Genomic DNA, 19,408 nt, shown 5'->3' on the forward strand with positions numbered 1-19,408 from the left:
GGGGCATCGTGGAATTTTCAGACTTGAACCGTCGCGGGCTGGTCCTGCTGGGCTGCGGCAAGATGGGATCAGCCCTTCTGGCCGGGTGGTTGTCCAAAGGCGTCAATCCGGACGCTGTGACCGTAATTGATCCGGCGCCGTCCGATTGGGTGAAGGCACAAGGCGTCCGGATCGGGACTTCTGCACCTTCAAACCCGGCGGCGCTTATACTGGCGGTGAAGCCTCAGATGATGGCGGATGCCTTGGTGCAACTGCCGCCCATTGAAGGCGAAACGCTTGTGCTTTCTATTGCCGCTGGGACCTCTATTGCGACGCTGGAAGATATCTTGGGCGAGGGCACAGCGATCGTGCGCTCCATGCCCAATACACCGGCTGCCGTCGGAAAAGGAATTTCGGCCATCGTTGGCAACAACACGGTAACGCCTGAGCAGGTGGATTTGGCCGAGGCGCTCCTTGGTGCAGTGGGTGATACCGTTCGGTTGCAGACAGAAGCCCAGATCGACGCAGTCACAGGGGTGTCTGGGTCGGGTCCGGCATATGTCTTCCATTTGATCGAGGCTTTGGCCGACGCGGGAACCGCTCAGGGCTTGTCTGCGCCTGTTGCCATGAAGCTCGCAAAAGCCACGGTGATTGGCGCGGCAGCACTGGCAGACAATACTGACGAGACGCCGACCCAACTGCGCGAAAACGTGTCGAGCCCGGGGGGCACAACGCTTGCGGCGCTGAAGGTCTTGATGGATCCAGAGCACGGTTTTCCCCAGTTGCTTAAGGACGCGGTAAAAGCCGCCGCGAATCGCGGACGGGAGCTTGGATCGTGACACCTGATCTTACGTTCGATGACTTTCTGAAGGTGGATGTCAGAGTTGGCCGAATTGTGAAGGCTGAGCCATATCCCGAGGCGCGCAAGCCAGCGATCAAGCTCTGGGTTGATTTCGGGCCGGAGATTGGCGAGAAGAAGAGTTCGGCCCAGATCACCAAGCATTACACGCCAGAGGACCTGCCGGGACGGCTGGTGATGGCAGTGGTCAACTTTCCACCCCGCCAAATTGGTAAATTCATGTCTGAGATATTGGTGCTTGGTGTGCCCGATGAAAATGGAGACGTTGTTTTGCTGACGCCAGACAAGACGGTCCCAATCGGGGGGAGGCTCTATTGAAACCGACGCTTCTGATCTCTCGCGCTCTGCCGGAAAAAAATCTCAGCGCGGCACGTGCGGCATATAATGTGACGCTTCGTGACACGACCGATGCCATGCGGCCTGACGACGTCACCGACGCCCTGAATAAGTATGACGCGGTTCTTCCAACGTTGGGGGACCAGTTTACAGGCGATGCGATCCGGGCGGCATCGCCCAAATGCAAGATCATCGCGAATTTTGGCGTCGGCTATAACCATATCGACGCCGACGCCGCGCGCGAAATGGGTATCGCGGTGACAAATACCCCTGGCGCGGTCACGGACGCAACGGCTGACATCGCGCTTATGCTGATCCTCATGACGGCCCGCCGTGCAGGCGAGGGGGAGCGGATGGTCCGGGCCCGTAATTGGACCGGCTGGCAGCCCACGCAAATGCTGGGGCTGCACGTTTCCGGCAAAACCATTGGGATCATCGGGATGGGCCGGATCGGGCAGGCAATCGCGAAGCGGTGTCACGATGGGTTTGGCTGCAAAATTGTCTTTGCGAACAGATCCGAAAAAACCGTCGACGGGGCCATGCAGCTGAAGGATGCCGCCGCCGTAGCCAGCGCTGCTGACGTTATTGTTGTTGCAACCCCCGGTGGACCTGCAACGCACCACCTGATCGGGGCGAAGTTTTTCGCCGCGATGCGACCTCATGCGATCTTCGTGAATATTTCGCGTGGCGATGTGGTTGACGAAGCCGCCTTGGTCAGCGCCTTGAAGAACGCGCAGATCGGTGGTGCAGGGCTTGATGTCTATGAAAATGAACCTTCGGTTTCGGAGGCTCTGCTTGGCATGGAGAACGTGACGCTCTTGCCCCACCTGGGGACGGCAGCATTGGATGTGCGGGAGAGTATGGGGCAGATGGCTCTGGACAACCTCGCCGCTCATTTCGCGGGTGAGGCGTTGCCGAACCCGGTCTAGCGCCCGACCTCCTCGCGCCAATGGCGGCGGCACAAAGAGACATAGGTTTCGTTTCCGCCGACTTGCACCTGATCGCCGTCGAGCAGCGCTTGACCATCTTCACCCTTGCGAATGACCATTGTCGCTTTTTTCCCGCAGTGGCAAATCGTGCGCACTTCACGCATTTCGTCGGCAAGTGCCAGCAGTGTTGCTGAACCGGGAAACAGCTCACCGCGAAAGTCGACGCGAAGGCCGTAGCACATGACGGGAACGCCAAGATCGTCAACTGCGCGGGCCAATTGCCAGACCTGTTCCTTCGACATCCACTGCGCTTCATCGACCATGACGCAGGCCACAGGCCCGGCCGAAAGGCGGGTGGCGATCATCTCAAACAGATCGCTGTCCGATCCGTATATATCTGCATCGCGCGACAAACCAATGCGGGACCCGATTTGTCCGTTGCCCGCGCGATGATCGAAGTCAGCGGTCATCAGGTAAGTGTCCATTCCCATCTCATGATAGTTATGCGCCGCCTGAAGGAGCAGGGTCGATTTGCCTGCGTTCATAGTCGAATAGTGAAAATAGAGTTTTGCCATGGGGCGCGGCGTAGCGCGGTCCGTCAGGGCGTGCAAGCGGGTGAGGGCATTCCACTCACGGATACCACGTCGCTGGAAAATTGCCCGGCCAGCGACGTGGTAATATACCCCCACCCTCGCTGGCCTGCGCAGCACCGCATCCAGCGTCGCCCCGAGACCACGGGGCATGGTTAATTTATGAAAGTTATTGCAATCGCTGCAGGGGAAACGACAATGGAGTTTCCCCTAATCGGGACACCACTATTCCGCCTTGGGACCAACAGATCACGGAAGAATTTTGATGAGCGCGTTGCATAAGTATTTGAAAAAACATACGGAAGCGTTGGTGAAGGACGTCGGCGTGGAAGCGGCTTGTACGCTGACGGGTCGGTCTAAGGCGACGATAGGCCGTTATTATTCGGACGCCGTTGAACATCAGGACAGGTACATGCCTGTTGATGCCGTCGTCGCCCTGGAGGCCGCGGCGAGCTATCCACACCTGACATCTGCCATGGCGGAACTAAACGGAAATACGCTGAGCTACGCTGAAAAGCGCAATGATACGCAAGGCGGAGTGAACAACGATGTCGTCGCTTTGGCCGAACGGTTTGCCAGGCTCATGGGGGAATATCATCAGTCTATCCAAGACGGTGTGATCACCGCGAACGAGGCCAAGCGCATGCTTTCTGAAACGCTCGCCCTGCAATCGGTTCTGGTGGATATGAAGCTGCATCTTGAGGATGAAACGACACCAGCGCGGTCAGTTTGACGCCATCAAATCGGCATTCATGCGCCAAACTCGGCGAATAATTAACGAATTACTAAAGTTTTGGTTCGATTTTTACTACGGGGCACTTAAGGTCGCCGTCCAAACAGGCCTGCGCAAGGACAAACGAGTATGATACCCAAACGTCTTTTTATCCTCTTCACAGTGCTTCTTGCCGTTGCCGGGTGTTCGAGCACATGGGAAACGAAGTTTGACGAGCAACTCGATCCGGCGGTGACACGCGGCTGGAACGTCCAGGATATTGATATCGTCATTCCAGACCAGCTCACCGTTTCTAATACAAATCGGTACTTCGTCGATGCCGATATTGTTTGGCATGATGATGAGTTTGGCGACCGCAGAAAGCAGGTCGCAACCGTTCTGGAAGACGGTCTGCGTGAAGGTCTGAACGATCTCAACGGCTCACGTCCTGTAAACTTTCGGATCACACTGACACAATTTCACGCCCTTTCGCCCCGCGCGCGAACCAACGCGCCATCCGCAGTTCACAACATCACGTTCTACGCACAGGTCTTTGACGCCAGAACAGGCAAGCTCATCGTGCCGGCAGATCTTATTCAGGCAGATATAGAGGCGTTGACTGGGTTTCGGGCGAGAGAAGCCGAAGAACGAGGTGAGACGCAGAAAGTTCGTATCAAGAACCACCTTGCGAATGTCATTCGTGGATGGGCGGGAATCGGACCTGATCCACGGCGCAGCTTCACGACCGTAGGTAGATAGGCGCACGCAATTCGCAGAAAAAGCGGCCTGAGAGCCGCTTTTTTTATGACAGACAGTTCGTTAGAGAGCAATTAGCCCTGCAATGCCCTCACGCCGATCTCACCTTCGACACGCGCTTTCATGGCGAGTGCCGCTGCATGGCTCGCCGCCGCGGTCGTGAAATACGGGATCTTGTCATAGAGCGCGACCGCACGAATGGATCGGCTGTCTTCCACGGCTGCAGCGCCTTCTGTCGTGTTAAATACCAGCGAAATCAGTTTGTCCTTGAGTTGATCGACGACATTCGGGCGACCCTCATAGACTTTGTTGACGGTCTCTACCTCCAGCCCATGTTCGGCCAACCAGCTTGCCGTACCGCGCGTCGCGATAATCGAGTGGCCCAGATCTGACACGATTTGCGCGGCCTCGCGCATTGCTTTGGTTTTGTCGGCGTCCCTGATCGAGAAAAACACTTTGCCAGACCCGTTTTCCGGCAAATCAGTGCCGGCACCCATTTGCGCTTTCAGAAAAGCACGGGCGAAGGACCTGTCCCAGCCCATGACCTCGCCTGTGGACCGCATCTCCGGACCCAAGATCGTATCGACGCCGGGGAACCGGGCGAACGGCAGGACTGCCTCTTTCACCGAAAACCATGGTGTTTTCGGGTCGGCCAATGTGAACGGATTGCCAAGGGGTAAGACGTCCATCGGGTTGTCGGTTTCGGGATAGGGCGCGCGATGGGGGAACGTGCTCAGCGGCTCCCCTGCCATAAGACGTGCGGCGATTGAGGCAACCGCGGAGTCTGTCGCCTTGGCAACGAAGGGCACCGTTCGGGAGGCGCGCGGGTTCACTTCGATCAGGAAGATCTCCCCGTCTTTGATTGCGAACTGCACGTTCATCAGCCCGACCACGTTCAGCCCACGGGCCAGTGCCTCGGTCTGCTTCTTCAACTCGGCGATAACCTCATCGCTGAGGGAATGTGGCGGAAGGGAGCAGGCGCTGTCGCCGGAATGAACACCTGCCTCCTCAATGTGTTGCATGATGCCTGCGACGTGGACATCGCGTCCATCGCTGAGCGCGTCTACGTCGACCTCAACCGCACCCGCCAGATAGCTGTCCAAAAGCACCGGGCTGTCACCCGAAACGACGACGGCCTCGGCGATATAGCGTTCCAGCTGGGCTTGATCGCGCACGATCTCCATCGCGCGGCCGCCCAGCACATAAGAGGGTCGGATCACCAGTGGGAAACCGATCTCTGTGGCCACGTCGAACGCTTCGGCATCCGTGTGCGCCAGCGCATTGTGGGGCTGCTTGAGGCCTAAATCCTGAACAAGCTTCTGAAAACGCTCGCGGTCTTCGGCCAGATCAATCGCGTCGGGCGAGGTTCCGAGGATCGGAATGCCCGCCGTTTCAAGGGCATTTGCCAGTTTCAACGGGGTCTGGCCGCCGAATTGCACAATCACGCCGTGCAGCGTGCCGTTTGCCTGCTCGACCCGTAGGATCTCCATCACATGTTCGAAGGTCAGCGGCTCGAAATAAAGTCGGTCAGACGTATCGTAATCGGTTGAGACAGTCTCGGGGTTGCAGTTGACCATGATTGTCTCGTAGCCCTGCTCGGTCAGAGCGAAACAGGCGTGGCAACAGCAGTAATCGAACTCGATCCCCTGACCGATCCTGTTAGGACCGCCGCCCAGAATGACAACTTTCTTGGCGTCACTGGGGCGTGCTTCGCATTCGACCTCGCCCATCATAGGCGTCTCGTAGGTTGAATACATGTAGGGGGTCTGCGCCTCGAACTCCGCGCCGCAGGTGTCGATCCGCTTGAACACGGCAGTCACACCAAGATTGTGCCGCGCTTGCCTGACATTGTCCTGTGTCCGACCCGTCAAAGTTGCAAGCCGGGCGTCGGTGAACCCCATCATCTTCAACTCGCGCAGACCGGTTTCTGTGAGCGGCAGACCGTCCTTGCGAATGCGCTCTTCGCGCTCAACGATCTCGCGGATCCGGGCCAGAAACCACGGGTCGAACATTGTGACAGCGTGGATTTCATCATCGCTCAAACCATGGCGCATCGCCTGTGCGATCACGCGGATACGGTCGGGCGTCTGCTTGGCCAGAGCTTTGGTCAGCGCGGCAGTCTCCGGGGCGCCTTCGATCTCAATCTCATCGAAGCCGGTCAGCCCAGTCTCCATCGAGGCCAATGCCTTCTGCAAGCTTTCGTGGATGGTTCGGCCGACCGCCATCGCCTCACCCACCGATTTCATCGCAGTGGTCAAATACGGTACAGAGCCCGGGAATTTCTCGAAGGCGAACCGCGGAATTTTCGTGACAACATAATCAATGGTCGGCTCAAAGGAGGCAGGCGTGACCTTGGTGATGTCGTTGTCCAACTCATCGAGCGTGTACCCCACGGCCAGTTTCGCGGCGATCTTTGCGATCGGGAACCCCGTCGCTTTTGAGGCCAACGCGGAGGAACGGGACACCCGCGGGTTCATTTCGATCACAACCATACGCCCATCGGCCGGGTTTACTGCCCACTGCACGTTCGACCCGCCCGTTTCGACGCCGATCTCACGCAGCACGGCGATCGAGCCGTTCCGCATGATCTGATATTCCTTATCCGTCAGTGTGAGGGCAGGGGCCACCGTGATCGAGTCCCCCGTGTGCACGCCCATGGGATCCACGTTTTCGATGGCGCACACGATGATGGCGTTATCGGCTTTGTCGCGCACGACCTCCATCTCGTATTCTTTCCAGCCCAGAAGGCTCTCGTCGATCAGGATCTGGTTCACCGGCGACGCATCGAGGCCCGATTTGCAGAAATGTTCGTAATCGTCACGGTTATAGGCGACGCCGCCGCCTGTGCCGCCAAGGGTAAAGGCCGGACGGATGATCGCAGGCAGGCCGATGCTTTCAAGCGCCGCCATGCATTCTTCCATCGTCTCCGCGATTGTGGCCTTGGGGTTTTCCAGACCAAGCCGGTCCATCGCTTCGCGGAACAGTTTGCGGTCTTCAGCCATCTCGATGGCCGCGCGTTTGGCACCGATCATTTCGACGCCGAATTTCTCAAGAACACCCATCTCCTCGAGTGCCAGAGACGTGTTGAGGCCAGTTTGCCCACCCATTGTAGGCAGAAGCGCGTCGGGGCGTTCTTTTTCGATGATCGTTGCGACCACGTCGGGTGTGATCGGCTCGATATAGGTTGCATCCGCAAGGCCGGGGTCGGTCATGATCGTCGCCGGGTTCGAGTTGACCAGAATGACCCGGTACCCTTCCTCTCGCAGCGCTTTACACGCTTGCGCACCCGAATAATCGAACTCGCAGGCTTGGCCAATAATGATGGGTCCCGCGCCAATGATCATGATCGACTGAATGTCGGTTCTCTTTGGCATGGCAGCGCCCCCATTTTTTTCCGGCGGACCCCCGTGATCCGCGCAAAATTAGACGGGGTTTAAGTTGTGCCGGATGCAAGGGCAAGGGGCTTCACTGCAAGAGTTTGAGTTTTGCGCCACACGCATTAGGTGCCTCGAAGGGAAAGGGACCTGGATGAGCGATATTTCGGAAAACATGCCTGTGTCCCGCACCCTCAGATGGGTTGAATTTCTAACGCTTTTTATCGCGACGCCCGTATTGATCGCAGTCGCCTTGCCACCGGATATGATGTTCCCGGCACTGTTTGCAGCGACCGCGATCGGTGTCGCCCTGCTCGGGCTGACCCGCGGCTTCAGATGGTCCAGCCTGTGGGTCGGGATATCCCGCATCCGCTGGGGCTTTGTCTTGCTGACTGCAGGGCTGACGGCGCTTGTCGGATTGGCGGTGCTCTGGGCCTTTCGCCCCGGCGCTATTTTCATGCTTTTAGGGCAGGGGGCGCCTGTGACGTCAAACGGCGTTCCGATCATTGTGATCATCGCGCTGTTCTATCCAATTGTCTCGGCCTTGCCGCAAGAGCTTGTGTTTCGACCGCTTTTCTTTCGCCGCTACGGCTCCATCCTGCCATCTGAGACTGGCGCAATCGTGCTGAACGCGGCCACCTTTTCGCTGGCCCATCTGATGTATTGGAGCTGGATCGTCGCGCTCATGACGTTTGTGGGCGGCCTGCTTTTTGCCCACAGTTATGAACGGCGAGGCAGTTTTCCCGAGGCCGTCGTCCTGCACTCGGTCACAGGCGTTGTTTTGTTTGCGGTCGGAATGGGGGCATACTTTTACAGCGGAAATGTCCGGCGCCCGTTCTGATCCTATTTTTCCGGAACGAAGCCTGCCGGAAAGGCGGAATGTGGCTCTGGCGCTCCGTCAACGTACAGATAGTCACGCGTGATCGGCACCGTCGTTTGGTGTTTTTCCAGCTGCAGATGAAAAAGCACATGCGGCATACGTGACATGCTTAGTTCCGACGCGATGAGATAGTAGCGCCACATGCGAATAAAGCGCTCATCATATCCCATGGCTCGAACCTCATCGAGCTTTGCCTCGAACCGGATCAGCCATTCGTAAAGCGTGCGATCGTAATGCGTGCGCCAGACTTCGATATCGGCCTGCTCCAGCCCGGTCTTTTCGACCTCGCGCAAAACTTCTGACAGGGCGGGGGTATAGCCACCGGGAAAGATGTATTTCTGAAACCATGGTGAGAGGTTCCCGGGCGGAGATGTGCGACCGATGAAGTGGATCAGCGCGATGCCATCCTCGGCCAGATTTCGGTCGATTTGACTGAAATAAGTGGCGTATTGCGGCTGGCCGACATGTTCCAGCATGCCGACGGACACGATCCGGTCAAAGGTGTCGGTCACATCCCGATAGTCTTGCAGGCGAAACTTGACCTTATCCGCAACGCCTTGTTCTTTCGCCCGCGCAGTTGCTGCCGTAAGCTGTTCTTTTGACAGCGTCACGCCGGTGACATGGGCGCCGTACTCCTTGGCGAGCGTAATCGCCAGCCCGCCCCAACCCGAGCCGATATCAAGCACGCGCATGCCCGGTTGGATCAGCAGCTTCCCGGCGATATGCGCTTTCTTGTTAATCTGCGCCTGCTCCAGAGTGTCGGATGGATCGCGGAAATAGCTACAGGTGTATTGGCGGTCTTCGTCTAAAAACAAATAGTAGAATTGCGTCGAGATATCATAGTGATGCGCTGCGTTTTTTCGGGCGCGGCCCAGCGGGATCCACTGGTCGTACTTGCGTTTTGCTATCCGGGCCTGCCGTGCCAGCTTTTGAAAAAACGGCAGATGGCCGGACTGAAAGTTTTCGACAATCAGTGTCAGAAGACCACGCACATCGTCGTTTTCGATGGTCATGGTCTCATCCATGTAGGCCTCGCCCAAGGCCAGCTCCGGATTGCGGATCAGTTTGCCGGGCAGGGTGGCGTCATGCAGGTGCAATGTTACGTAATTGGGTGACTGTGTGCCAAAGGATCTGACGTTTCCGTCAGGCATATGAACGGTAAGCCGCCCGGCCTTCACCAGCCGGTCGAGCATCTTGAAAAGGATCTGATCCCACATGCGCGTCGTTTATGTCCCTTTGGCCGCCAAGACGCGCGGCGCCAAGACTTACTTCGTCATCCCCAGAAGCAAAATTTTTAGCGGCGCGGTCTTGCAATCGAAAGGGCATAAAAAACTTACCTTATGGCGTGACAGGCCGCAACCGCAGCATCCCTTGACTTTGGCCCGTTTGCCATGTGTATCGGGCCGACATTCAATCTTCCCGAAGGGGCATCCTGATGCACGCATATCGCAGCCACACCTGCGCGGCTCTCACCAAATCCAACGTGGGCGACACTGTTCGTCTGGCCGGCTGGGTGCATCGGGTCCGAGATCATGGCGGCGTCCTCTTCATCGATCTGCGCGATCATTATGGCATGACCCAAATTCTGGCCGATCCGGACAGCCCGGTGTTCGCTGAGGTCGAGAAGGTGCGATCCGAGTGGTGCATCCGCATCGACGGCGAGGTAAAGGCCCGTGACGAAAGTCTTGTAAACGCCAAGATCCCGACCGGCGAGATCGAGGTGTTCATTCGTGACATCGAAGTTCTCGGTGCCGCTGACGAGTTGCCCTTGATGGTCTTTGGTGAGCAGGAATATCCGGAAGAAACGCGCTTGCGTTACCGCTTCCTCGATCTGCGCCGGGAAAAGCTGCAGGAAAACATGAAGCTGCGCTCAGACGTCGTCGCATCGATCCGCAAGCGGATGTGGGATAAGGAGTTCCGCGAGTTCCAGACGCCTATCATCACCGCCTCAAGCCCCGAGGGCGCGCGCGATTTTCTCGTACCGTCGCGCCTGCATCCGGGCAAATTCTACGCGCTGCCGCAAGCCCCGCAGCAATTCAAGCAGTTGCTGATGGTCTCAGGCTTCGACAAGTATTTTCAGATCGCGCCGTGTTTCCGCGACGAAGACCCGCGGGCCGACCGCTCCCCAACCGACTTCTATCAATTGGACTTGGAGATGAGCTTCGTCACGCAGCAGGATGTGTTTGACACGATCCAGCCGGTGCTGCAGGGCGTCTTTGAGGAGTTCGGCGGGGGGCGCAAGGTCGACGCGGACTGGCCGCAGATCAGCTATCGCGACGCGGCGCTCTGGTACGGCACAGACAAGCCCGACCTACGCAACCCGATCAAGATGCAAGTCGTCAGCGAGCATTTCAAAGGCTCGGGCTTTGCCATATTCGCCAAAATTCTGGAGCAAGACGGCACCGAAATTCGCGCGATCCCCGCGCCGGGGGGAGGTTCACGGAAGTTCTGCGACCGGATGAACGCCTTCGCCCAGAAAGAGGGGCTGCCGGGGATGGGGTACATCTTCTGGCGGGAAGCCGATGGTGGGATGGAGGCCGCTGGCCCGCTTGCGAAAAACATTGGGCCGGAACGTACTGAAGCGATCCGTCAGCAATTGGATCTTGGTGTCGGCGATGCGGCTTTCTTCCTTGGAGGAAAGCCAGACAGCTTCCAGACTGTCGCGGGTAAGGCGCGGGTCGAGATTGGCAATGAACTTGGTCTGACCGATACAGATCGCTTCGCTTTCGCATGGATCGTCGACTTTCCGATCTACGAAAAGGACGAGGACACCGGTCGCATCGACTTTGAACATAACCCGTTCTCCATGCCCCAAGGCGGGATGGATGCGCTAAACGGCGATCCGCTCGATGTGCTGGGCTATCAGTATGATCTGGCGTGCAACGGGTATGAGCTGGTCTCGGGCGCGATCCGGAACCACCGGCCAGAGATCATGTTCAAAGCCTTCGAGATCGCAGGCTATGGCGAGGACGAGGTGCGCAAGCGGTTCGGTGGTTTGGTCAATGCATTCCAATACGGCGCGCCGCCCCACGGCGGGTGCGCCGCCGGTATTGACCGGATTGTCATGCTGCTGGCCGATGAGGCGAACATTCGTGAGGTGATCCTCTTCCCGATGAATCAGCGCGCAGAAGACCTGATGATGGCAGCCCCGTCTGAGCCCGCGGCGGATCAGTTGATGGAACTGAGCCTTCGCGTTTTGCCAAAGGAATAATGTTGCAGGGATCAGCTGAAATGTCTGAGCGTTTCGGATTTCCGGTCCCGGATTGGCAGCGATGTCCAGAACCTGATTTTCGGACGCTGGCGGGCGCGCATGTTCAGCTTGAGCGGTTGTCGGTTGGAGAACATGCGACAGAACTGCACGCGGCCAATATCGTGGATGACGCCATCTGGGATTACCTGCCTTATGGCCCATTCTTGGATCAGGCCAGCTACGCAGCGTGGGTCGAAGCGGTCGCAGAGAAAAGCGATCCCTATTTCATGGCGATCCGGCCTTCAGCGACTGGAGGGGCCTGCGGCGTAGCCAGCCTTCTTCGGATTGAACCGGATGTTGGCGTGATCGAAGCGGGACATCTGAATTTTGCCCCGGCGCTGCAGCGCACGGCTGCGGCAACCGAAGCGCTTTTTTTGTTGATCGACTGGGCCTTTGACGCAGGGTATCGGCGATTTGAATGGAAGTGTGATGCCCTCAACATGCCTTCACGCCGCGCGGCCGAGCGTCTAGGGTTTCAGTTTGAAGGGATCTTTCGTCAGGCGACGATCTATAAGGGCCGCAATCGCGATACTGCTTGGTTTTCAATCATCGACACGGAATGGCCCGCGCTGAGGCGGGCCTATGTGGATTGGTTGGACGCACCCAATTTCGATGCGGAGGGTCGGCAACGTGCGCCATTGTCGGCTTGCATCGCGCAACAGACCGGTGGTTAGACCAATTCTGCGACCGAAAGACGTTCCTTGATCACTGCACGGGTTTGCTTGATCGCAGCCTGAATGCCTTGCCCGCGGCTCGCAGCCTGGGTCAGCGCATCAGACGCTTCTTTCAGCTTTGCATCGCCTGCCAGACGCGCAAGACCCTGCAGGAAGGGCGCGACGTAGGGCAGTGTCTCGAGCCCACTCGTCAAAAGATCATCCAGATGGGACAGATCTTCGTTCAGCGCCAGCGCATCGGGCGAGATTACCTCGTTGCTGATGGCACGCGGGCCTGTGGGGCGCATTTCTTCTGGCAGATGCTGCAAAATCGCCTGCTGGAAGGCGCTGACTGTGTCGATCGGTTTGGGCAGGAACTCATCTGCGCCTGCCGCCAATGCGCGTTCAACCAAGCCCTCGCTGTCGGCGCCGCTGGTCGCAAGGATCACAGGGCGTGCGATTTCGTCCTCTGACGCAAGCTCGGCGATCAGATCGATACCCGAGCCGTCTGGAAGGCCCAGATCGACGATGACCACCGAAGGCCGATACACCTGCAGGTGCCGGTGTGCGGCGGTCAGACTATCGGCCCTGCGAATGCGCGCCCCCGATCTGATACACAAAAGCCGCACGGCCTCCGATGCATAGCGGCTGTCTTCGATCACAAGAACCGTAAGACCGAGAAGCGGTCGTACAGCGGTCGCTTGTACGTTCATTGTCAGGTATCCAAGGTCTTCGGGCATCGAGTTATCTCCGTCAGGACAGATCCGAGTCGCATTGATCGTTCTAAAATCCGCGAAGTTGCCTAACAGAAGATGAATCGCCCGATGCTTTCGCGTGCGAGGCTTTCCGACTGCGACACGCTGCACCTTGTGGGCGCGCGCAGGCTGTTCGATAAGCAAGCGGAGACTTCAATTGGGAGACGGAAGATGATTGGCCGCCTGAACCATGTCGCAATTGCCGTGCCGGATCTGGAGGCTGCGGCGAACCAGTATCGCAACACCCTTGGCGCCGAGGTTGGGCCACCACAAGATGAACCGGATCACGGTGTGACGGTCATCTTTATCAAATTGCCCAATACCAAGATCGAACTGCTCTATCCGCTTGGTGAGGGCAGCCCGATCCAAGGGTTTCTCGATAAGAACCCCTCCGGGGGCATCCACCATATCTGCTACGAGGTCGATGATATCATAGCAGCGCGTGATCGTCTGAAGGACAGCGGTGCGCGGGTTCTCGGATCTGGAGAACCCAAGATCGGCGCCCACGGAAAGCCGGTGCTATTCTTGCACCCGAAGGATTTCACCGGAACGCTGGTCGAGCTGGAGCAGGCCTGATGCAAATCACATCGGCACTGGTTGTCTTTGCGGTGATCTGGTTTCTCACTCTCTTTTGCGTCCTGCCCCTTCGGATGAAGTCTCAGGGCGATATGGGACAGGTTGAACCAGGCACACCGGCCTCAGCGCCAGCAGACCCCCAGATGGGCCGTAAGTTCCGGATCACGACAATCGTTGCGTTTCTGATCTGGGTGCCGGTTTGTCTGGCGATCGTCTATGGCTGGCTGTCCGTGGACACCATCAACCTCTACGATTGGGCGAACCCGTCAGACTGATCTGTTCAGACGGTGAAACAGATGAGTAAAGGCCGCCACGCCTAAAATCGGAATGGTCAAATTGACAATCGGGATCGTAAGCGGCACAGCCATGATCGTCCCTGCCAGCCAGATCTCTGTCCGATGCTTTTTCCGAAAGGCCCGGGCACCGGCCATCCCCAAGCGACGCTGCGCAACCAGCGTCGCATATTCACGACCCAGCAGTAGCCCGTTCACCGCCCAGAAAATGAGCGGCGCAAAAGGCGCGAAGATCAAGTAAAGCACCAGCGCGACCAGATTGACCGCGATGATGAGGCCCAGGAACTTAAGCGTATCGACCAAGGCGTCACCAAAGGGCACACCTGACACCGGGGGCAAGCCCTCGTAATGCTGCGCCTCCACCGCGTCGGCCACCTGATCCAGAAACAGCCCTGTGAAAGCAGAAGCGACGGGGACCATTAGGAAAACAGACGCGACCAACATAATGGGGATGACCGCAATACTCGCCACATTGTCGATCCAAGTGATCTCACCAATCCATGGCAGAACGAAGCTGTCGGGGATCAGAAACCCAGCCAGCCACGCGAACCCAACGGTAAAGGCGAAAAGCAACAAGAGCGTCAGCCCGATCCCCATGGCGAGAACCTTTGTGAAACGCGGGTCGCCTATCTGACCGAGTGCTTTGAGCATGTCAGCGAACATCAGGCGGACATCCATGTCGTAATTTGATCAAGGTTCGGACGAGGCCGCTCGGGCGGTGCACCGGTCTCGGTGCCAAGATGAATGAAACCTGCGACAAACTCATGCGCGTCGAGCGAGAGCGCTTCAGTCAGGAAGGGGCGATCCATGGCGACAAATCCGCTGAGCCAATTCGCACCCCAGCCGGAGGCCAAGGCCGCATTCAGAAGAGCCAGACACACCGCACCTGCGCTCAGCGTTTGTTCGACCTCAGGTATCTTTTCGGAAGGTTTCGGACTTGCGATGACCGCGACCGACAACAGGGCATCGCCAAACATACGCGCAGTTTTTTCGACCTTGTCCGGATCAAGATCCAGCGCAGTTCCGCGGCGCCGCGTTGCATCAGCCAATCGCGCAAGGGCCGTTTGCTGTAGCACGATAAATCGCCAAGGTTCCAGCTTGCCATGATCGGGTGTCCGCGCCGCAGCGGTCAGAAGTTTTTGGATTTCTGTCACATCGGGTATGGGCGCTGTCAGTGTCTTGGACGGGCGCGACCGGCGGGTCAGAAGAAATTCCATCGCGGCGGGGTTTGCGTCTGGCATTTGGTCCCTCGTTCTATGCCCCTTCATGTCGGGCATGTTCCGCGGAACTTCAAGGGCGGGCGGCACTGGTGTGAGCCGCTGGCAGACAGCGGCTCACTCGCAATGGTCAGTCCAGCCCCATGCAGCTTGCGTAGTAGCTGACGGTCGCAGGCCAGTCCGAGAAGATGCCGACGACGCCGACATCCTGCGCCAAGGCGTCAATGTATTCGAACATGATGCCATCGCTGTTGGTGATGTCAGCGATGCTCTGGTAATACCAGCCGCCACCTTCGACCAGCGGGCCGGAGCGTTCGATGGTCCACGTAATGATCTCAAGCCCGGCTGTCTTGGCTTGCTTTGCCAGCTCAGAGGGGACAATTTCGCCGTTCTCGACCGTGACCAGCATCCAGGTTGGGGGCGCGATGAAGTTGATGCCCATCCCCTTCAACTCTTCCATCGTATTGGGCCATGTGGCGGGATCCATCGGGGAGTAGCCCTCGATGTCGTACTCATCCATCAGATATACGGCTTGGGCACCGAATTCCGGCTCGTTCTCAATCCAGTAGAGGACGTGGTCCAGATTGAAGCTCTGTGCCCAGACATCAGACGCGGGAATGCCCGCAGCCTTGTACTCGTCGATCAGTTTTTGCGCGTAATCCTGTTGGCTGAACCCGTCGAATGGCATATCAACGGAAGCGCTTTTGAGTTCTGGCGTAAACTTGGCCCCCAGCGATTTGAAAAGTTCGATGGACTCAGCGTGGGTCATCAACTCACCGCCGTCCGCGGCGTAAAGGTCCGTACGCCAGCCGGCGGTCCCGTCCATATAGCCTTCGACCGTCGTTGCATCCGCGTTGGCCGCATCCATTTTGCCGGTCAGCGTCCTGAATTCCGCCAAAGTCAGATCAGACGCGCGGCATTCTGCGCTGGCCTTTGTCTCGCCCTCGGCAGGGGTAAAGCCAGCGGTGCATTTCGCAGCCAGATCGGTCGCCAGTATGTTGGTCGTGGTGTGCAAGTCGTTTTGCGCGTGACGGCAGACCAGTTCTTTGTCCGCCGTGAAGGTAACGTCACATTCCAGAATACCGGCGCCCATCCGAGCTGCGGCCACATTGGACTCCACTGTATGTTCGGGGAACTGCATTGGCGCGCCGCGGTGCCCGATCGAGAAGTTGGTGGTCCGAACCGGGTCGGCTGCACAGGCCAGCAGTCTGTCCTTCAGGGGGCCGTCGTTCATCTGATCCACAAGGTAGAGTGGGCGCGGACCGGTCTGAACATTTTCAGCAGCGGAAACCGCGGGAAGGATGAGCGCAAAACACGCGGTCAAAGCCAGAGTTGTCTTCGTCTTCATTCGGCAGCCTTTCAAAGTAATTATCGGACCTCAAAAATGGTCTCACGCTACAAACTCGTGACGGTCTCGTAAAACTCTGGTGAAACCATAGCATGAGCAGGCCGGGTTTTCGCAAGAACCAGCAGAGACATGAGGACGACGAGAATGGCGAAAAGGATCAGAAGACCTTTTGTCATTCCTTTTTGGCGGCAGATTTCTTAGGGGCAGCCTTCTTTGCAGCCGCCTTTTTCGCCGGGGCCTTCTTGCGGGCAGCGGGCTTTTTCTTACCACCCTTCGCCACTTTCTCCGCAATCCATTCGACGGCCATTTCCATGGTCACATCAGCGGGTTCCGTGCCCTTCGGGATGGTGGCGTTCACCTTCTCCCATTTCACGTAAGGACCATAGCGACCCTCCATGACATTGACGGGACCACCGTCGCCGGGATGCTCGCCCAGTTCACGCAGGGGTTTTGCGGCCTGACCGCGTCTCCCACGGGAGGCCGCCTTTTTGGCAAGTTCTTCGACGGCCCTGTTCATACCGATCTCGAAGACATCGTCGACGCTGCCGATGTTGGCGTAGATCTTTCCGTGCTTCACGTAGGGACCGTAGCGCCCGATTGAGGCTTCGATCATCTCACCGTCTTCCGGGTGCGGTCCGACCTCGCGGGGCAGGGACAGCAGCATCATGGCCTTCTCGAAATCGACCTGATCCAGTTCCCACCCTTTTGGGATCGACATCCGGGGTGGTTTCGGGGCCTCTTCTGTCGGCTCCCCACGCTGCACATAGGGACCAAACCGGCCCTTCATCAGCTTAATCGCGTCTTCGCCATCATAGCCTAGAATTTTGCCATCCGGGCCAATTTCGCTGCTGTCATCGGCACCGGGCGGGCCAAAGGGCCGGGTGTAGCGGCACTCAGGATAGTTCGAACACCCGATGAACGCGCCGCCGGACCGAGCCGTGCGCATGGACAGGCGGCCCTCGCCGCAGTTGGGGCAGAGACGCGGATCGGTGCCTTCTTCATTGGGGGGGAAGATATGAGGGGCCAGCACCTCGTTGATCTTCTCGAGAACCTCGGTGATCGACAGGTCCATCGCTTCTGCAATGGCGACCGAGAAATCTTTCCAGAACCGGGCAAGCACATTCTTGTAGTCCCGCTCGCCGGCGGACACGTCGTCCAGTTCCTCTTCGAGCGCAGCCGTGAAATCATATTCGACGTAGCGCGAAAAGAAGTTGGACAGGAACACGGTTACAAGCCGCCCCTTATCTTCGGGGATCAGGCGGTTCTTTTCTTTCCGGACATAATCGCGATCCTGAATTGTCGTTACGATGGAGGCATAGGTGGACGGGCGCCCAATCCCAAGCTCTTCCATCTTCTTGACCAACGTCGCTTCGGTGTAGCGGGGCGGCGGTTGAGTGTGGTGCTGGAGGCCCAGCACAGCTTCATTCTCGGACAGAACGGCGGATTTGGTACGCTGAACCCCATCAGACGCCCCGGCATCCTCGATAACGGCATCATCTGACGTCTTCGCGAAATCGGCGCTCAATCCCCCGGCGCTCAGCTTTGCAACTTCACCTTCAGTGATTTGCGGCAGTCTGTTCTCGTCATCTTCGGCGACATCATCACGCCCTTCTTCGTATATTTTTATAAAGCCATCGAACAAGACAACCTGACCTGTTGCGCGTAGTTCGACCTGACCGTCATCCGACGCGATATCAACGGTGGTTCGTTCCAGGCGCGCGGCGGCCATCTGGCTTGCGATGGTGCGCTTGTAGATCAAATCATACAGCTTGCGCTGATCCCCATCGGAGATCTTCAGCGTGGCAGCATCTTTCCACATATCCGTAGGCCGGATACATTCGTGCGCTTCCTGCGCGTTTTTTGCCTTGTTCTTATACATGCGCGGCGAGTCTGGCAGATAGGTTTCGCCGTATTTGTCTTTGATCGCATCGCGCGCGGACATCACGGCCTCGGGCGCCATGTCGATGCCATCGGTCCGCATGTATGTGATATGTCCGGCTTCATACAGGCGCTGCGCTGCGCTCATGGTCTGGCGGGCGCCCATACCGAACTTCCGGCTTGCCTCTTGCTGAAGCGTGGATGTCATGAACGGCGCAGAGGGATTCCGGGTGCCGGGCTTGGCCTCGACCGACTTGACCTTCAGATCGCGCGACGTGACCGCTTGTACGGCCAGTTCGGCGGCCGTTGCGTTGTCGATGTCGAACTTATCCAGCTTCTTGCCGCCCAAAACCGTCAGGCGCGCTTCGTAGCTTTGGGACCGCTGCGTTTCCAACATGGCCCGCACGGACCAGTATTCCTGCGGGTTGAACCGCTCGATCTCCATCTCACGGTCGACGATCAAACGCAGGCAAACGGATTGAACACGGCCCGCAGATTTCGCGCCGGGCAGGCGACGCCAAAGAACCGGGCTGAGCTTGAAGCCCACCAGATAATCCAGCGCACGGCGCGCGAGGTAGGCGTGGACCAGAGGCTCATCCACCTGACGCGGGTTCTTCATCGCGTCCGTGACGGCGGCTTTGGTGATGGCGTTGAACACGACCCGGCTGACCGGGGTATCTTTCTTGATGGCCTTGCGATTGCGAAGCGCTTCTTCCAGATGCCACGAGATTGCTTCCCCTTCGCGATCAGGGTCCGTCGCAAGGATCAGTTCGCCGTCCTCTTTCAAGGCATCGGCGATTGCTTTGACGTGTTTTTTGGAGTCCGTCGCGATTTCCCATTTCATGTCGAAGTCCGCGTCCGGATCGACAGAGCCATCTTTCGGCGGCAGGTCCCGCACGTGACCGTAAGAGGCAAGAACCGTGTAGTCGGAGCCCAAATATTTGTTAATTGTCTTGGCTTTAGCCGGGGACTCTACGACGACGACGGGCATGAAGGTCCTTCCAAAATACACATACTATTCGC

At 57.9% G+C, this 19,408-nt stretch carries 18 protein-coding genes; 10 read left to right on the top strand and 8 right to left on the bottom strand.

From position 1 onward, the window contains the following. Window positions 1-8: 8 nt before the first annotated feature. From proC to KIN_RS01965, 3 genes are read left to right on the top strand one after another with little or no spacing between them, the layout of a single operon-like run. Window positions 9-818, top strand: coding sequence for a pyrroline-5-carboxylate reductase (gene proC / locus KIN_RS01955; protein WP_159804273.1), 810 nt, complete (start codon window positions 9-11; stop codon window positions 816-818). Then, complete coding sequence (locus KIN_RS01960) at window positions 815-1,156, top strand: tRNA-binding protein (protein ID WP_159804274.1); 342 nt, start codon at window positions 815-817, stop codon at window positions 1,154-1,156. The genes proC and KIN_RS01960 overlap by 4 nt, the downstream gene beginning before the upstream one ends. Beyond that, window positions 1,153-2,103, top strand: coding sequence for a 2-hydroxyacid dehydrogenase (locus KIN_RS01965; protein WP_159804275.1), 951 nt, complete (start codon window positions 1,153-1,155; stop codon window positions 2,101-2,103). The genes KIN_RS01960 and KIN_RS01965 overlap by 4 nt, the downstream gene beginning before the upstream one ends. Here the strand turns inward: KIN_RS01965 and KIN_RS01970 are convergent. After that, window positions 2,100-2,678, bottom strand: a complete 579-nt coding sequence (locus tag KIN_RS01970; RefSeq protein ID WP_159805300.1) for a thymidine kinase — start codon at window positions 2,676-2,678, stop codon at window positions 2,100-2,102. The two genes, KIN_RS01965 and KIN_RS01970, sit on opposite strands and share 4 nt — an antisense overlap. Before the next feature lie 280 nt (window positions 2,679-2,958). On the opposite strand from KIN_RS01970, the gene KIN_RS01975 reads away from it, so the two are divergent. Both KIN_RS01975 and KIN_RS01980 read left to right on the top strand, forming a co-directional pair. Continuing rightward, window positions 2,959-3,426 (top strand): hypothetical protein, encoded by a 468-nt coding sequence (locus KIN_RS01975; protein WP_159804276.1) that lies wholly within the window; start codon window positions 2,959-2,961, stop codon window positions 3,424-3,426. A gap of 129 nt (window positions 3,427-3,555) precedes the next feature. Further along, window positions 3,556-4,164, top strand: coding sequence for a DUF6778 family protein (locus KIN_RS01980; protein ID WP_159804277.1), 609 nt, complete (start codon window positions 3,556-3,558; stop codon window positions 4,162-4,164). 71 nt (window positions 4,165-4,235) lie between these two features. On the opposite strand, the gene carB is transcribed toward KIN_RS01980, so the two are convergent. Continuing rightward, complete coding sequence (gene carB / locus KIN_RS01985; protein ID WP_159804278.1) at window positions 4,236-7,535, bottom strand: carbamoyl-phosphate synthase large subunit; 3,300 nt, start codon at window positions 7,533-7,535, stop codon at window positions 4,236-4,238. 154 nt (window positions 7,536-7,689) lie between these two features. Here carB and KIN_RS01990 point away from each other — a divergent pair, with 154 nt between their 5' ends. After that, the gene (locus tag KIN_RS01990; protein WP_159804279.1) at window positions 7,690-8,376 is read left to right on the top strand and encodes a CPBP family glutamic-type intramembrane protease; all 687 of its coding nucleotides are present in this window, start codon (window positions 7,690-7,692) and stop codon (window positions 8,374-8,376) included. Window positions 8,377-8,378: 2 nt separating this feature from the next. On the opposite strand, the gene KIN_RS01995 is transcribed toward KIN_RS01990, so the two are convergent. Beyond that, entirely contained in the window at window positions 8,379-9,632 is a 1,254-nt protein-coding gene (locus KIN_RS01995; protein WP_159804280.1) for an SAM-dependent methyltransferase, read from the bottom strand. A 218-nt stretch (window positions 9,633-9,850) separates the two neighbouring features. On the opposite strand from KIN_RS01995, the gene aspS reads away from it, so the two are divergent. Next, entirely contained in the window at window positions 9,851-11,626 is a 1,776-nt protein-coding gene (gene aspS / locus KIN_RS02000) for an aspartate--tRNA ligase (RefSeq protein WP_159804281.1), read from the top strand. 20 nt (window positions 11,627-11,646) lie between these two features. Then, window positions 11,647-12,339, top strand: a complete 693-nt coding sequence (locus tag KIN_RS02005; protein WP_159804282.1) for a GNAT family N-acetyltransferase — start codon at window positions 11,647-11,649, stop codon at window positions 12,337-12,339. On the opposite strand, the gene KIN_RS02010 is transcribed toward KIN_RS02005, so the two are convergent. Next, complete coding sequence (locus tag KIN_RS02010) at window positions 12,336-13,058, bottom strand: response regulator (RefSeq protein WP_159804283.1); 723 nt, start codon at window positions 13,056-13,058, stop codon at window positions 12,336-12,338. The genes KIN_RS02005 and KIN_RS02010 overlap by 4 nt on opposite strands. A 186-nt stretch (window positions 13,059-13,244) precedes the next feature. On the opposite strand from KIN_RS02010, the gene mce reads away from it, so the two are divergent. Both mce and KIN_RS02020 read left to right on the top strand, forming a co-directional pair. Further along, window positions 13,245-13,649 carry a methylmalonyl-CoA epimerase gene (gene mce, locus KIN_RS02015; RefSeq protein ID WP_159804284.1) on the top strand — a complete coding sequence of 135 codons (405 nt, stop codon included), beginning with the start codon at window positions 13,245-13,247 and terminating at the stop codon, window positions 13,647-13,649. Beyond that, on the top strand, window positions 13,649-13,924 hold the full coding sequence (locus KIN_RS02020; RefSeq protein ID WP_159804285.1) for a DUF1467 family protein: 276 nt from the start codon (window positions 13,649-13,651) through the stop codon (window positions 13,922-13,924). Before mce ends, KIN_RS02020 begins: the two co-directional genes overlap by 1 nt. Here the strand turns inward: KIN_RS02020 and KIN_RS02025 are convergent. The 4 genes from KIN_RS02025 to topA form a co-directional block, all read right to left on the bottom strand. Further along, window positions 13,916-14,605, bottom strand: coding sequence for an EI24 domain-containing protein (locus tag KIN_RS02025; RefSeq protein ID WP_159804286.1), 690 nt, complete (start codon window positions 14,603-14,605; stop codon window positions 13,916-13,918). The genes KIN_RS02020 and KIN_RS02025 overlap by 9 nt on opposite strands. After that, on the bottom strand, window positions 14,605-15,183 hold the full coding sequence (locus tag KIN_RS02030) for a nitroreductase family protein (RefSeq protein WP_159804287.1): 579 nt from the start codon (window positions 15,181-15,183) through the stop codon (window positions 14,605-14,607). The genes KIN_RS02025 and KIN_RS02030 overlap by 1 nt, the downstream gene beginning before the upstream one ends. Window positions 15,184-15,289: 106 nt before the next feature. Beyond that, the gene (locus tag KIN_RS02035; RefSeq protein ID WP_159804288.1) at window positions 15,290-16,507 is read right to left on the bottom strand and encodes a glycerophosphodiester phosphodiesterase family protein; all 1,218 of its coding nucleotides are present in this window, start codon (window positions 16,505-16,507) and stop codon (window positions 15,290-15,292) included. A gap of 172 nt (window positions 16,508-16,679) precedes the next feature. After that, window positions 16,680-19,376 (bottom strand): type I DNA topoisomerase, encoded by a 2,697-nt coding sequence (gene topA, locus KIN_RS02040; RefSeq protein WP_159804289.1) that lies wholly within the window; start codon window positions 19,374-19,376, stop codon window positions 16,680-16,682. Window positions 19,377-19,408 lie beyond the last annotated feature (32 nt).

Source organism: Litoreibacter roseus (assembly GCF_009811795.1).
GTDB lineage: Bacteria > Pseudomonadota > Alphaproteobacteria > Rhodobacterales > Rhodobacteraceae > Litoreibacter > Litoreibacter roseus.

Excerpts from the sequence above, each read along its gene's own strand:
- KIN_RS01980 (WP_159804277.1), top strand. The coding sequence starts at position 3,556 with ATGATACCCAAACGTCTTTTTATCCTCTTCACAGTGCTTCTTGCCGTT.
- mce (WP_159804284.1), top strand. The coding sequence starts at position 13,245 with ATGATTGGCCGCCTGAACCATGTCGCAATTGCCGTGCCGGATCTGGAG.
- KIN_RS01970 (WP_159805300.1), bottom strand. The coding sequence starts at position 2,678 with ATGGCAAAACTCTATTTTCACTATTCGACTATGAACGCAGGCAAATCG.
- topA (WP_159804289.1), bottom strand. The coding sequence starts at position 19,376 with ATGCCCGTCGTCGTCGTAGAGTCCCCGGCTAAAGCCAAGACAATTAAC.
- KIN_RS02020 (WP_159804285.1), top strand. The coding sequence starts at position 13,649 with ATGCAAATCACATCGGCACTGGTTGTCTTTGCGGTGATCTGGTTTCTC.
- KIN_RS02010 (WP_159804283.1), bottom strand. The coding sequence starts at position 13,058 with ATGCCCGAAGACCTTGGATACCTGACAATGAACGTACAAGCGACCGCT.
- KIN_RS01995 (WP_159804280.1), bottom strand. The coding sequence starts at position 9,632 with ATGTGGGATCAGATCCTTTTCAAGATGCTCGACCGGCTGGTGAAGGCC.
- KIN_RS01975 (WP_159804276.1), top strand. The coding sequence starts at position 2,959 with ATGAGCGCGTTGCATAAGTATTTGAAAAAACATACGGAAGCGTTGGTG.
- KIN_RS01990 (WP_159804279.1), top strand. The coding sequence starts at position 7,690 with ATGAGCGATATTTCGGAAAACATGCCTGTGTCCCGCACCCTCAGATGG.
- KIN_RS02025 (WP_159804286.1), bottom strand. The coding sequence starts at position 14,605 with ATGTTCGCTGACATGCTCAAAGCACTCGGTCAGATAGGCGACCCGCGT.
- KIN_RS02035 (WP_159804288.1), bottom strand. The coding sequence starts at position 16,507 with ATGAAGACGAAGACAACTCTGGCTTTGACCGCGTGTTTTGCGCTCATC.
- KIN_RS02030 (WP_159804287.1), bottom strand. The coding sequence starts at position 15,183 with ATGCCAGACGCAAACCCCGCCGCGATGGAATTTCTTCTGACCCGCCGG.
- aspS (WP_159804281.1), top strand. The coding sequence starts at position 9,851 with ATGCACGCATATCGCAGCCACACCTGCGCGGCTCTCACCAAATCCAAC.
- carB (WP_159804278.1), bottom strand. The coding sequence starts at position 7,535 with ATGCCAAAGAGAACCGACATTCAGTCGATCATGATCATTGGCGCGGGA.
- KIN_RS02005 (WP_159804282.1), top strand. The coding sequence starts at position 11,647 with ATGTCTGAGCGTTTCGGATTTCCGGTCCCGGATTGGCAGCGATGTCCA.